Source organism: Streptomyces sp. NBC_00669 (assembly GCF_036226785.1).
Taxonomy (GTDB): domain Bacteria; phylum Actinomycetota; class Actinomycetes; order Streptomycetales; family Streptomycetaceae; genus Actinacidiphila.
This window is the reverse complement of sequence record NZ_CP109018.1, coordinates 4,655,009-4,667,538: the sequence shown is the minus strand read 5'-3', so window position 1 is coordinate 4,667,538 and position 12,530 is coordinate 4,655,009. Positions and strand designations below refer to the sequence as shown.

At 71.8% G+C, this 12,530-nt stretch carries 11 protein-coding genes; 6 read left to right on the top strand and 5 right to left on the bottom strand.

From position 1 onward, the window contains the following. Positions 1-34: 34 nt before the first annotated feature. The 3 genes from pheA (at position 35) to OG896_RS19355 (ending at position 3,767) form a co-directional block, all read left to right on the top strand. Positions 35-964 carry a prephenate dehydratase gene (gene pheA / locus OG896_RS19365; protein ID WP_329367089.1) on the top strand — a complete coding sequence of 310 codons (930 nt, stop codon included), beginning with the start codon at positions 35-37 and terminating at the stop codon, positions 962-964. Positions 965-1,620: 656 nt separating this feature from the next. Then, positions 1,621-2,919: a serine--tRNA ligase gene (gene serS, locus OG896_RS19360; protein WP_329367087.1), complete on the top strand. Its 1,299-nt coding sequence runs from the start codon at positions 1,621-1,623 to the stop codon at positions 2,917-2,919. Further along, the gene (locus OG896_RS19355; protein WP_329367085.1) at positions 2,916-3,767 is read left to right on the top strand and encodes an HAD family hydrolase; all 852 of its coding nucleotides are present in this window, start codon (positions 2,916-2,918) and stop codon (positions 3,765-3,767) included. Before serS ends, OG896_RS19355 begins: the two co-directional genes overlap by 4 nt. 44 nt (positions 3,768-3,811) lie before the next feature. Here the strand turns inward: OG896_RS19355 and OG896_RS19350 are convergent, their stop codons facing one another. From OG896_RS19350 to OG896_RS19330, 5 genes are all read right to left on the bottom strand, one after another. Then, the gene (locus tag OG896_RS19350; RefSeq protein WP_329367083.1) at positions 3,812-4,603 is read right to left on the bottom strand and encodes a rhomboid-like protein; all 792 of its coding nucleotides are present in this window, start codon (positions 4,601-4,603) and stop codon (positions 3,812-3,814) included. Positions 4,604-4,675: 72 nt separating this feature from the next. Next, a complete protein-coding gene (locus tag OG896_RS19345; protein ID WP_329367081.1) occupies positions 4,676-5,467 on the bottom strand; it encodes an ABC transporter permease in 792 nt (263 codons plus the stop codon). A 12-nt stretch (positions 5,468-5,479) separates the two neighbouring features. Beyond that, positions 5,480-6,397, bottom strand: a complete 918-nt coding sequence (locus tag OG896_RS19340) for an ABC transporter ATP-binding protein (RefSeq protein ID WP_329367079.1) — start codon at positions 6,395-6,397, stop codon at positions 5,480-5,482. Further along, positions 6,394-7,293, bottom strand: a complete 900-nt coding sequence (locus tag OG896_RS19335) for an ABC transporter permease (RefSeq protein WP_329367076.1) — start codon at positions 7,291-7,293, stop codon at positions 6,394-6,396. Before OG896_RS19335 ends, OG896_RS19340 begins: the two co-directional genes overlap by 4 nt. Beyond that, a complete protein-coding gene (locus tag OG896_RS19330) occupies positions 7,290-8,249 on the bottom strand; it encodes an ABC transporter ATP-binding protein (RefSeq protein ID WP_329367074.1) in 960 nt (319 codons plus the stop codon). Before OG896_RS19330 ends, OG896_RS19335 begins: the two co-directional genes overlap by 4 nt. A gap of 214 nt (positions 8,250-8,463) precedes the next feature. Here OG896_RS19330 and OG896_RS19325 point away from each other — a divergent pair, with 214 nt between their 5' ends. The 3 genes from OG896_RS19325 to OG896_RS19315 all read left to right on the top strand — a co-directional run bounded on the left by OG896_RS19325 (position 8,464) and on the right by OG896_RS19315 (position 12,524). Further along, complete coding sequence (locus OG896_RS19325; protein WP_329374138.1) at positions 8,464-10,389, top strand: SDR family oxidoreductase; 1,926 nt, start codon at positions 8,464-8,466, stop codon at positions 10,387-10,389. 95 nt (positions 10,390-10,484) lie between these two features. Continuing rightward, positions 10,485-11,402 carry a metal-dependent hydrolase gene (locus tag OG896_RS19320; protein ID WP_329367072.1) on the top strand — a complete coding sequence of 306 codons (918 nt, stop codon included), beginning with the start codon at positions 10,485-10,487 and terminating at the stop codon, positions 11,400-11,402. 33 nt (positions 11,403-11,435) lie between these two features. After that, positions 11,436-12,524: a MerR family transcriptional regulator gene (locus OG896_RS19315; protein WP_329367071.1), complete on the top strand. Its 1,089-nt coding sequence runs from the start codon at positions 11,436-11,438 to the stop codon at positions 12,522-12,524. The last annotated feature ends 6 nt before the right edge of the window (positions 12,525-12,530 follow it).

Below are 12,530 nucleotides of genomic sequence, written 5' to 3'. Positions count from 1 at the left end.
CGGGGCCGCCCGTGTGGGCCGTTAGGCTGAACTCATGTCGCCGGCGAGCCGTTACACGTATCTGGGACCTGAGGGCACCTTCACCGAGGCGGCGCTGCGCACGCTGCCCGAGTCCGCCACCCGCGAGCTGGTCCCGATGGTGTCGGTGGCCGCCGCGCTGGACGCGGTACGCACTGGTGAGGCGGGCGGCGCGCTGGTGCCGATCGAGAACTCGGTGGAGGGCGGCATCACCACCACCCTCGACGAGCTGGCGTTCGGCGCCCCGCTGATGATCTACCGCGAGGTGCTGCTGCCGATCGCGTTCGCCCTGCTGGTCCGGCCGGGCACGAAGCTGTCGGACGTGAAGACGGTGACCGGCCACCCGGCCGCCCAGGTGCAGGTCAGGCAGTGGCTGTCGAAGCACCTTCCGGACGCGGTGTGGGAGTCGGCGGCCTCGAACGCGGACGGCGCCCGGCTGGTCCAGGAGTCCCGCTACGACGGCGCCTTCGCCGGCGAGTTCGCCGCCCCGACGTACGGCCTCGAACCGCTGGCCACCGAGATCCACGACGCCTCGAACGCGACCACCCGCTTCGTGCTGGTCGGCAAGCCGGCCCGGCTGGCGGCGCCCACCGGCGCGGACAAGACGTCGGCGGTGTTCTGGCTGCGCGACGACCACCCCGGCGCGCTGCTCGACCTGCTCCAGGAGTTCGCGATCCGCGGGGTGAACCTGATGCGGATCGAGTCCCGGCCGACCGGTGAGGGCCTGGGGCAGTACTGCTTCTCGGTGGACGCCGAGGGCCACCTGACCGACCGGCGGGTGAGCGAGACGCTGCTCGGGCTGCACCGGCGCTGCCTGAAGGTGCGGCTGCTCGGGTCGTACCCGCGGGCCGACGAGATCGCGCCGGAGGTACGCCGCGGCGCGAGCGACGAGGAGTTCAGCAAGGCCGCGGACTGGCTGAACCGGGCGCTCGACGGGCGCGCCTGAGGCAGGCCCGCCGCCAAAACCCAGGCCCTGACATGACGGAAGGTGACCGCCGACCCGGTCACCTGGCGTTCGCCTTGGCTTTGCCCACCAGCCATCTTGCGAGTTGTCCACCGAGTTATCCACAGGATCGGCGCACGGCCTGTGGGTAACTGGGGACAAGTCGACAGAGGAAGCCGACCAAGTCGACAAATTGGTACACAGACACCAGGTCGCCCCGGAGTGCGACACCTCACCCCGCGTCACCCCAAATCCCCCTCGCCATCCTCCCGGGGGAACGCATCTCACTCGAAAGGGAGTGTGGAACGGGTTTGCGCGGGGAATCCATAGCCGAACACAGAGCCCGGGAAATGATCTCGCCACTTCTCCACAGATCTTCCCCACACCCTGTGGACAACCGGCCGGGATTTCCCCACTCCCTGTGGATAACTCGGCCCGAGAGGGGCCGGGAAGGCCCCTGGCGCCACCCTTCGCTGTGGATCAACTCCGGTTCTCCACAGGCCGGCTGACCCCGGGGAGGGATGGTCGGAATTGCGTTGACGAACGACGTTATCACCATCTTCTCCCCCTTCTTTCGCTTTTCCAGCGAACCGGACATTTCTCGCATCACGCCTTTAAGTTGTCGCCGCATCCGACCGCCGCCCGGTAGCCTGTGGACCGTGATTGACCTTCGTCTGCTTCGTGAGGACCCCGACCGAGTGCGCGCCTCGCAGCGCGCCCGTGGAGAGGACGTCGCGCTCGTCGACGCGCTGCTCTCCGCCGACGAGCGGCGCAGGTCCTCCAGTACCCGCTTCGACGAGCTGCGCGCCGAGCAGAAGCAACTCGGCCGGCTGGTCTCCAAGGCGCAGGGCGACGAGCGGGCCGAGCTGCTCAAGCGCACCAAGGAACTGGCCGACTCGGTCAAGTCCGCGGACGCCGAGCAGCAGGAGGCCGCCGAGCAGGCCCAGCAGCTTCTGCTGCGCCTGGGCAACGTGGTGCACCCGGATGTCCCGATCGGCGGCGAGGAGGACTTCGTCGTCATCGAGACCGTCGGCACCCCCCGGGACTTCTCCGCCGAGGGCTTCACCCCCAAGGACCACCTGGAGCTGGGCGAGCTGCTCGGCGCCATCGACACCGACCGCGGTGCCAAGGTGTCCGGCTCGCGCTTCTACTACCTCACCGGCATCGGCGCGCTGCTGGAGCTGGCCCTGGTCAACGCCGCCATCGCGCAGGCCACCGCCGCGGGCTTCACCCCGGTGCTCACCCCGAACCTGGTAAGGCCCGCCGCCATGGCGGGCACCGGTTACCTGGGCCAGGTCGAGGACGACGTGTACTACCTGGAGAAGGACGACCTCTACCTGGTCGGCACCTCCGAGGTCCCGCTCGCCGCCTACCACATGGACGAGATCATCGAGGCGTCCAGGCTGCCGCTGCGCTACGCGGGCTTCTCCGCCTGCTACCGGCGGGAGGCCGGCTCGTACGGCAAGGACACCCGCGGCATCTTCCGGGTGCACCAGTTCGACAAGGTCGAGATGTTCGTCTACACCACGCCGGAGGAGGCCGAGGCCGAGCACCAGCGGTTGCTGGCGTGGGAGAAGCAGTGGCTGACGTCGCTGGAGCTGCCGTTCCAGGTGATCGAGCTGGCCTCGGGCGACCTGGGCTCCTCGGCGTCGCGCAAGTTCGACTGCGAGGCGTGGATTCCGACCCAGGGCAAGTACCGCGAGCTGACCTCCACCTCCAACACCACGCAGTTCCAGGCCCGGCGGCTCGGCATCCGGATGCGCGACAGCGACGGCACCCGGCCGCTGGCCACCCTCAACGGCACCCTGTGCGCGGTGACCCGCACCATCGTCGCCCTGCTGGAGAACCACCAGCAGGCCGACGGCTCGGTCCGGGTGCCCGAGGTCCTGCGGCCGTACCTGGGCGGGCGCGACATCCTGGAACCCCCGGCCACCGGCGCGAACCCCGCCGCCAAGTGACCGCCTCCGAGCCGGGTACGGCCGGCGGCTCCGCCACGGGGCCGCTGCCGTACCAGCTGGTCGCCACCGACCTGGACGGCACCCTGCTGCGCGAGGACGGCACCGTCTCGCGGCGGTCCCGCGCCGCGCTCGCCGCGGTGACCGCCGCGGGCGCGGCACACATCATCGTCACCGGCCGCTCGGTGCCCTGGACGCGGCATGTCCTGGACGACCTCGGCTACCAGGGACTCGCCGTCTGCGGCCAGGGCGCGCAGGTGTACGACGCGGGCACGGGCCGGCTGCTCACCTCCGTGACGCTGGACCGCAAGCTCGCCGCGGTGGCACTGGCCAAGATCGAGGCGGAGGTCGGCCCGGTCGCCCTGGCGGCCAGCCGGGACGGCCTCGACGGCGAGGTGCTGGTCGGCAACGGGTACATCTACAACCCCGAACTCCCGGTCATCCACATGACCGGCACCGACGTGCTGTGGGCCGAGCCCATCAACAAGCTCTACATCCAGCACCACGAACTCGACGACGACGCGCTCGCCGAGGCGGCCCGCGCGGTCGCCGGCGACATGGTGGGCGTCGTCATGGCCGGCCAGGGCATCGTGGAACTGCTGCCGCTCGGTCTCACCAAGGCGACCGGGCTGTCGCTGGCCGCCCGGCGGCTGGGCGTCACCGCGGCGCAGACCATCGCCTTCGGCGACATGCCCAACGACGTGCCGATGTTCCGCTGGGCCGGGCACAGCGTGGCGATGGCCAACGCCCACCCCGACCTCAAGGCCGTGGCCGACGAGATCACGCTCTCCAACGACGAGGACGGCATCGCGGTGGTTCTGGAGCGGCTCATGGGCGCCGCCGCCTCCTGAGGCACGCGGCTCGGGTCCGTACGCAGGGGGATTGCCGGGAGGGCCTACCGGCGGTCCCGGCGGCCGTCCTCCCACCCGGCCGCCCTTCCGTCGGCCGTACCGCCGTCGGTCGTACCGCCGTCGGATACCGGAGCGTGCGCGGCAGGGGTGGGCGGCAGCGGCGTCAGGGCGTAGCAGCACAGGCCGATCAGCACCGCCGTGAAGTGGCCGAGGTCGGTGAAGGTGTCACCGGCCACCAGGCGGTAGCCGAAGAAGCCGAGCAGCGCCACCGCGTAGGGCCGGCGGACGCGGCGCGGCAGCCGGTAGGTGAGAACCCCGGCGACCCCGGCGAGGCCGTAGCTGACCCCGATGTCCACGGTGTACGCCAGGGAGTGCGGCAGGCGGTTGTCCCGGATGTCGAGGAAGACCGCCTTCTGGCTGAGCAGGGTGGCGCCCACGTGCGCGAAGGCTGCGGTCGCCAGCCAGCGCGCGGTGCCGAGCCAGCGTTCCGCGGTGGCGTGCACCACCTCGAAGAGCACCACGTACACGGCGAGACCGGACGGGCTCTGTATCCACAGCGCGCTGGCGATCAGCACCCGGATCGGGTGCGCCCGCAGCTCCACCAGGTTGGTGCTGACCTGGTGGAGTACGTGCGAGCGCACGTCCGCCGGCAGCAGCGCGGCGATCCCGCTGGTGAGCAGGATGATCAGAAGCCAGATGTGCGTGCCCGGGGTGGAGCGGACCCAGGCGACAGCAGCGCGCCCCGCGTCGCCGGGTGTGACCCGGTGGCACGGGGCGACCGATCCGGCGGCGCGGCGCTGAGGCGGCGGGGTGCTGTGCGAGGAGTCCTGGGCCATCCCCTCCAGTCTCGGACGGTTCGCTGTGAGCCGCCGGATGGACGCACTGGCAGGGCGGGTGCGTTCGGCGCCTTACTCGTCGCCCACCGGCTTCAGGGTGCTCAGCCGGCGCGCCGCGTACCAGGTGGCCGCGACCGTGACCACGATCAGCAGGATGATCCCGGTCGGCAGCGACACCGCCGAGCTGACCAGGTCGCCGTGCGCGGCCTTCGCCCCGACAGCGAGCGCCCACTGCTGCACGCTGAGCGTCTGGGCGCCGGACACGAGGTTGCCGATCACCGTCTCCCACACCAGCGCGTAGACCAGGCCGACGACGACCGCGTGCCGGGTGAACACCCCGAGCAGCAGGAAGATCGCCGAGTAGGCGACGGACGCGACCGCGGTGGCGATGCCGTAGGCCACCGCGATGTTCTGGCCGTTGGCGTTGAGCAGGTAACCCGCGAGCAGGGTGGGGATCGCGGAGAAGACGAGGGTGACGCCGATGGCGACGAGCAGCTTGGTGCAGATGATCGTGGAGCGCCTGATCGGCTTGGCGAGCAGGTAGACGATGGCACCGTCGTCGATCTCGGGGCCGATCGCGCCGGTGCCGGCGATGACGCCGAGCAGCGGCAGCATGGAGCTGAGCGCGAAGCCCTGGAGTATGTCGTTGGCGGTGCCGTCGTCGGCGCCGGCCAGGGCGCGCACGGCGGCGCAGATGACCAGCAGCAGCGCGGGCAGCCCGAACAGCAGCAGGGCGCGGCGGCGGCCGAGCAGCGCGCGGTAGGTGAGCCTGGCCACGGTGGGGTGGTAGAACACCGGACCGCCGGTGCGGGGGGCCGCCGGCTTGGCGGCGGGCGCGTCGGGGAGCGCGGAGGTGGTGGACATGTCGGTCGTTCCTTACGCCGTGACCAGGTAGGAAAACACGCTTTCCAACGACTCGTCGGACGGCGAGACCGCGTACAGCCGGATGCCGTGGTCGCGGGCGATCCTCGGCAAGTACTCGGTGAAGCCGGCGAAGTCGATCGCCTGGATGCGCAGGGCCCGCTCGGTACGGTCCAGTTCGATGCCCGCGGTGGAGCCGTGCGCGATGAGCGCGGAGGCGAGCGCGCGGTCGTCGCTGGAGCGTACGAGGTAGCGGTGCGGGCGGTCGGTCATCAGCCGGCGGATCTTGCGGAAGTCGCCGGAGGCGGCGTGCCGTCCGGCCACCACGACCTCGATGTGGTGGGCGAGTTGCTCGACCTCCTCCAGGATGTGCGAGGAGAACAGCACGGTCCTGCCGTCCGCGCCCATGGCGCGCAGCAGGTCCATCAGGTGCAGCCGCTGGCGCGGGTCCATGCCGTTGAACGGCTCGTCGAGCAGCAGCACCGACGGGTCGTGCACCAGCGCCGACGCCATCTTGGCGCGCTGCCTCATGCCCTTGCTGTAGGTCTCGATCCGCCGGTCCTGGGCGTACTCCATCTCCACCGTGGCCAGGGCGCGCTGGGCGGCGGCGCCGGGGTCGGCCAGGCCGTGCAGTTCGGCGTTGGCGACGACGAACTCGCGTGCGGTCAGGAAGTCGTACATCGACTCGCGTTCGGGCACGATGCCGATCTCGCGGTACGCCTGCTCGTTGCGCCAGATGACGGCGCCGTCGAGGGTGACGCTGCCGCCGGAGGGGGCGAGGAAGCCGGCCATCATGTTGATGAGCGTGGACTTGCCCGCGCCGTTGGGGCCCAGCAGTCCGGTGACGCCCGGGCCGATGGTCATGGTGATGTCGTTGACCGCCACCACGTTGCCGAACCAGCGGGAGACCGTGTTGATGCCGATGGTGGTCATGAAAGGCCCGCCTTCTGGTAGCGGCGCATCAGCAGCCCGAAGCTGCCCGCCAGGATCGCCATGATGACCAGCAGATACGCGATCCCGGCCACCGCGTCGGGCGGTCCCGCCGCGTGCGGGAAGGCGGAGGTGGCGTCCAGGAACCAGGTCTGGAAGCCGTCGATCAGGGTGATCGGCGAGAACAGCCCGAGCCAGCCGATGACGTGCCACTTCTCCTGGTTGAACGCGACGCCCTGCACCGCGGAGACGGCGCCGTAGGTGATCACGAACAGGGTGATCACCGCGGCGACTCCGAAGCCCCGGCGCGGGGTGACGGCCGCGATCACCAGCCCGATGCCGGCGAACAGCAGGGACAGGACGGCTATGGACACCAGGCCCTTCGCAAACCCGGCGGTCTGGTGGCCGAAGCTGAGCTTCGCCAGCAGCGCGCCGATGTAGAGGATCAGCAGGGGGAGCGCGGTCAGCAGGAACAGCGCCGAGGCCAGCGCGGCGAACTTCGCGGCCACGTAGTCGACGGCCTCGATCGGCCGCGAGAAGTACAGCGGGGTGGTCTTGAAGCGCAGGTCGCGCGAGACGGCCTGGGGTGCCTGGGAGGCGACGAAGAGCGTGATGACCGCCTGGAGCACGATCGCGTAGCGGGTGTACTGGAGCGGCAGGTCGTTGCGGTTCGTGACGATCGTGACCGCGACGAGGATCAGTGCCGGCAGGCACATCACGCCGAGCAGCAGCATCGGCAGCACCTTGGACTTGGCGCTGCGGCCGAGGCCGTACGCGCCGCGCAGGCTCTGCACGTAGAGCGACTTGCGGGCGTAGGCGCGGCCGAGGCGGGGTCCGTCGTACGACCGGTAGCCGATGTCGTGGATGACGTCCGTGGGCGTCAGGTCGGGCTGGGTCACCGGGCGTTCCTTCCTGTGCCCGCGGGGACGGGTGCGTGCGCGTCGGTGTCGGTGGCGGCGTCCGTGTCCGCGAAGAGTTCGGCGATCCGGTGGCGGCGCTGTTCCATGCGGACCAGGCCGACGCCGAGGACGGCCACCGCGTCGCGGACGGTGTCGTACGTCTCGTCGCCCGCGATGTCGACCATCAGCAGGTGGCCGGCGCCCTGGGCGGTCAGCCCCGCGCCGGTCAGCGCGGCGAGCAGGTCGTCCTCGCGATCGGTGACCTCGACGGCGAGAGAGCCGGTGGTCTGGGTGAAGTCGCTGGTGGAAGAGGCCCGCAGCAGCTTGCCGCCGTCGATGACGACGATGTGGTCGCTGGTGCGCTCCAACTCCCCGAGCAGGTGCGAGGTGACGAGCACCGAGATGCCGAAGTCGCTGTGCACGCGGCGGATCAGGCCGAGCATGTCGTCGCGGCCGACCGGGTCGAGGCCGTTGGTCGGCTCGTCGAGCAGCACCAGCTCGGGGTCGTGCACCAGCGCCTGGGCGAGTTTGACGCGCTGCTTCATGCCCGTGGAGTAGCCGCCCATCGGGCGGTAGCGCTCCTCGTACAGGCCGACGTGCCGCAGCGTGTCGGCGGTGCGTTCGCGGGCCGCGGTGGGCGGCAGACCCGACATGCGGGCCATGTGCACCACGAACTCGGTCGCCGAGACGTCCGGCGGGAGGCAGTCGTGCTCGGGCATGTAGCCCACCAGGGCCCTGATCTCGGCACCGTCCGTGGCCACGTCGCGGCCGAGCACGGTGGCACGGCCCTCGGAGGCCGGGGCGAGTCCCAGCAGGATCTTGATCAGGGTCGACTTGCCGGCTCCGTTGGCGCCCACCAGCCCGGTCACACCGGGCGTGATGTCCACGGTCAGCCGGTCGAGCGCGGTCACCCTCGGGTACCGCTTGCTCAGGCTCTCGGTAGCGATCACAGTCACGGCTCGACCGTAGTGGTAAACGCGAGGCCCTCGCGTCGCCCGCGGGGCGGTGCTTCGTGTACGACTCACGGCTGACCACCCGTAGGGGTCGGCACCCGATCGGATGAAAGTGCCTACGGGTCGGGGTCGGAGGTCTTGACGCTGCCATCGGTCGATGTCACATTGATCACTGACAGTGTTGATCGGTGCTGGGGGCGGTGACGGCGTGGACGGCATGGGTGGGACGGACGGAACGGGCGGGACGGACGGCGGGAGCGGCGCGGAGGACGCGGGCCGGGCAGCGGGCGCTGACGCGGACGCGAGCCTTGACACGGAGTCGGACGGCGCCGAGCAGGCGGGCGGCCCGGTGCGGGAGCGGTTCGTGACCGGCGCCGGCGGCGTGCGGCTGTGCGTGACCGAGCGCGGTGCGGCCGCCGCGCCCGGCGGCCCGCCGACCGTGGTGCTGGTGCACGGCTATCCGGACAACAAGGAGGTCTGGTCGCCGGTCGCCGAGCGGCTCTCCGACCGCTTCCACGTGGTGAGCTACGACGTGCGGGGGCACGGCCGCTCCTCCGCGCCGAGCCCGCTCAGGGGCGGCTTCACCCTGGAGAAGCTGACCGAGGACTTCCTCGCGGTCGTCCGCGCGGTCAGCCCGGACCGCCCGGTGCACCTGGTCGGCCACGACTGGGGCTCCGTGCAGGGCTGGGAGTTCGCCACCGTGCCCGCCGCCGAGGGCCGGATCGCCTCCTTCACCTCGATCTCCGGCCCGAGCCTCGACCACTTCGGCCACTGGATCAACCGCCGCCTGCACCGCCCCACCCCGCGCCGCGTCGCCCAACTCCTCGGCCAGGGAGCCAAGTCGTGGTACGTCGGCGCCCTGCACACCCCCGTGCTGCCCGAGCTGGCCTGGCGGGGACCGCTCGGCAAGCAGTGGCCCAAGATGCTCGCCCGGGCCGAGAAGGTCCCCTCCGACGGCTATCCGACCGCCTCCCTCCCGCAGGACGCCGCGCACGGCGCCTGGCTCTACCGCGACAACATCCGGCGCCGGCTCGGCCACCCGCGCCCCGACCCCGTCGCCCACGTCCCGGTCCTGCTGATCACCCCCACCCGCGACGCCTTCCTGTCCGAGCGGCTCTACGACGACCTCGACCGCTGGGTGCCTCAGCTGACCCGCCGCACCCTGCCGGCCAAGCACTGGGTGCCGCGGTCCCGGCCGGACCAACTGGCCCGCTGGATCACTGATTTCGTGGCCGCCACCGAGGGTGAGGCCGCTCTCGACGACGCTGGACCGGGCCCCGCCGTGCGGACCGTGCTCGGCCGGGGCCTGCCGGCCGCACGCGAGCGGTTCGCCGGGCAACTGGTGGTGGTCACGGGCGCCGGCAGCGGCATCGGGAAGGCGACCGCGCTCGCCTTCGCCGAGGCCGGTGCACGGGTGGTCGCGGTGGACCGGGACGCGGAGGGCGCCGCCTCGACCGCGGCGGCCGCCCGCCGGGCCGGCGCGCCCGACGCCTGGCCCGAGGTGGTCGACGTCGCGGACGCCGACGCGATGGAGAAGTTCGCCGCCCGCACCGCCGACCTGCGCGGAGTGCCCGACGTGGTGGTCAACAACGCGGGAATCGGGCTGGCCGGCGCCTTTCTCGACACCACCCCGGAGGACTGGAAGCAGGTACTTGACGTCAACTTGTGGGGCGTCATCCACGGCTGCCGGCTCTTCGGCCGCCAGATGGCCGAGCGCGGCCAGGGGGGCCACATCGTCAACACCGCGTCGGCCGCCGCCTTCCAGCCCTCCCGCGCCCTGCCCGCGTACAGCACCTCGAAGGCCGCCGTGCTGATGCTCAGCGAGTGCCTGCGGGCCGAACTCGCCCCGCACGGAATCGGGGTGAGCGCGATCTGCCCCGGCCTGGTCAACACCGCGATCACCGGCAGCGCACGGCACACGGGCGTCAGCGACGAGGAGCAGGAGCGGCGCCGCGCCAAGAGCGCCAAGCTGTACGCCTTGCGCAACTACCCGCCGGAGAAGGTCGCCCGAGCCGTGGTGCGCGCGGTGCGCCGGGACACCGCGGTCGTCCCGGTCACACCCGAGGCGCGCGGTGCGCGGCTGCTGTCGCGGATGTCCCCGGGCGCGTTGCGCGCGCTCGCCCGGGTCGATCCGCCGATGTAGCCGGCTGCCCGTCAGCCCGGCCGGGCCCCTGCCCACGTCGCCGTCCTCGTCCGTCCCGATCCCCACCCGCAGAACCCCGTAAGGAGGCCACACCCGTGAGCCACGCGATCAAGCCCCGTCGGGTCACGTTCGACTGGAAGCAGACCCCGCTGCACTGGATTCCGGGCGAGCCGACGGCGACCCACGTCATCAACGTGCTGCATCTGCTGCTGCCCGCGGGCGAGCGGTGGTTCGTGAAGGTGTTCAAGGAAGCGCTGCCCCTGGTCACGGACGAGCGGTTGCTCAAGGACGTGAAGGGCTTCATGGGCCAGGAGGCCACCCACAGCGTCCAGCACGCGTATGTGCTGGAGCACCTGGCCGAGCAGCGACTCGACACCGAGGCGTACACCCGCCATGTGGAGTGGATGTTCGACGTGATGCTGGGCGAGCGCCCGCCGTGGGGCCTGCCGGTGCCGCGCCGCGAGTGGCTGCGTTTCCGGCTGTCGCTGATAGCCGCGATCGAGCACTTCACCGCGGTGCTCGGCGACTGGATTCTGGACGCGGACGCGCTGGACGGCGCGGACAGCGACGAGGTGATGCTCGACCTGCTGCGCTGGCACGGCGCCGAGGAGGTCGAACACCGTTCGGTCGCCTTCGACATGTACCAGCACGCGGGCGGCAAGGGCGCGGTGCGCTACCTGCGCCGCGCCGAGGGCATGGCGCTGGCCTGGCCCACGCTGTTCTACCTGTGGGTGGCCGGTGCCCGCTATCTGCTGCGCCACGACCCGCAGCTGGACCGGGGCCGCTACCGCTTCAAGGACCACCGCGCCGCCGCCCGCCGCGGCCTGGTCCCCTCCTGGGCCTCGCTGCACGGGGCCATGCCCCGCTACCTGCGGCGGTCGTACCATCCGTCGCAGGAGGGATCGTTGAGCAAAGCGGTGGAGTACCTGGCGGTGTCCCCCGCCGCGCAGGCCGTCCAGCCCAGGACGTCCGCCGGCGGCGGGGCGGCGGAAGGGCCGGCCGTCGCCTCCTGACCCCCGTACAGCAGACCAGCGAGGAGCAAGTCCGTGACCACCGCGGAAGAGCAGCGCGCCTACCGGATCGAGGACCTGTCCCACCTCAGTGGCACCACGGTCCGCACGATCCGGGCGTACACCGACCGCGGCCTGCTGCCCAAACCGGAGCGGCAGGGCCGGGCCAATGTCTACGACGACACCCATCTGGCCCGGCTGCGGCAGATCGCCGACCTGCTGGAGCGCGGCTACACGCTGGCGAGCATCAAGGAGTTGCTCGCCGCCTGGGACGCGGGCACCGGGCTCGGCGGCGTACTCGGACTGGTCGGCGAGGTGGACCGGCCGTGGTCCGACGAGGCACCGGCCCGGATAGCGCTGGCCGAGCTGACCGAGGCGTTCGGCGGCGTGATGGACCTGACGGCGGTTGAGGAGGCGCTGCGGCTGGGTGTCCTGGAGGCAGTGCCCGGACACGACGACGAATTCCTGGCGCCGAGCCCCAGCGAGCTGGCCGTCGCTGCCGAACTGCACCGTGCAGGGGTGCCGCTGGCCGCGATCACCGGGCATCTGCGCGAGGTGCGCGGCCATGTCGAACACATCTCGGAGCGGTTCCTGGAGTTCACCACGGAGTACGTCTTCCAGCGCTTCCTCCAGCACCCGCCGACCGACGAGGAGGCCGCCGAGGCCACCGACCTCATCCGGCGGCTGCGCCCGCTCGCCCAGCAGACCGTCGACGCCGAGCTGGCCCGAGCGATGCGGTTGCGGGCCACCGAGCACATCCGGCGCCATCTGGGAGACGCGGCCGCGTTCACGCCGCCGGCCGAGCAGGAGCCGCCCGGGTCCGGGGCGGAAGCGGGGCGCGGGAGCAGCGCGGAAGGGGCGACGCGCGAGGCCACCGCGCCCGAGGTCACCGCGCCCGAGGTCACCGCGCCCGCGCCCTCCGCCGGCACCGTGCCTTCGGCGGCGCCCTCGTCCACGCCCCCGTCGCCCCTGTCCGTACTCGTACCGCTGCCCGCGCCCACCGTCGCCGCCGTACAGGAGCTGGTGGGGGCCGACCGGGTCCAGGCGTTCGTCGTCGCCGCCGCCGACCGCGAGGTGGCCGCCCGCCGGATGGACGCGCTGGCCGACCGACCCGCCGCTCCATGACGCGAG

Bases quoted from the DNA above. Each gene is read 5' to 3' on its own strand.
- OG896_RS19350 (WP_329367083.1), bottom strand. From the start codon at position 4,603: ATGGCCCAGGACTCCTCGCACAGCACCCCGCCGCCTCAGCGCCGCGCC.
- OG896_RS19325 (WP_329374138.1), top strand. From the start codon at position 8,464: ATGGGTGGGACGGACGGAACGGGCGGGACGGACGGCGGGAGCGGCGCG.
- OG896_RS19345 (WP_329367081.1), bottom strand. From the start codon at position 5,467: ATGTCCACCACCTCCGCGCTCCCCGACGCGCCCGCCGCCAAGCCGGCG.
- pheA (WP_329367089.1), top strand. From the start codon at position 35: ATGTCGCCGGCGAGCCGTTACACGTATCTGGGACCTGAGGGCACCTTC.
- OG896_RS19340 (WP_329367079.1), bottom strand. From the start codon at position 6,397: ATGACCACCATCGGCATCAACACGGTCTCCCGCTGGTTCGGCAACGTG.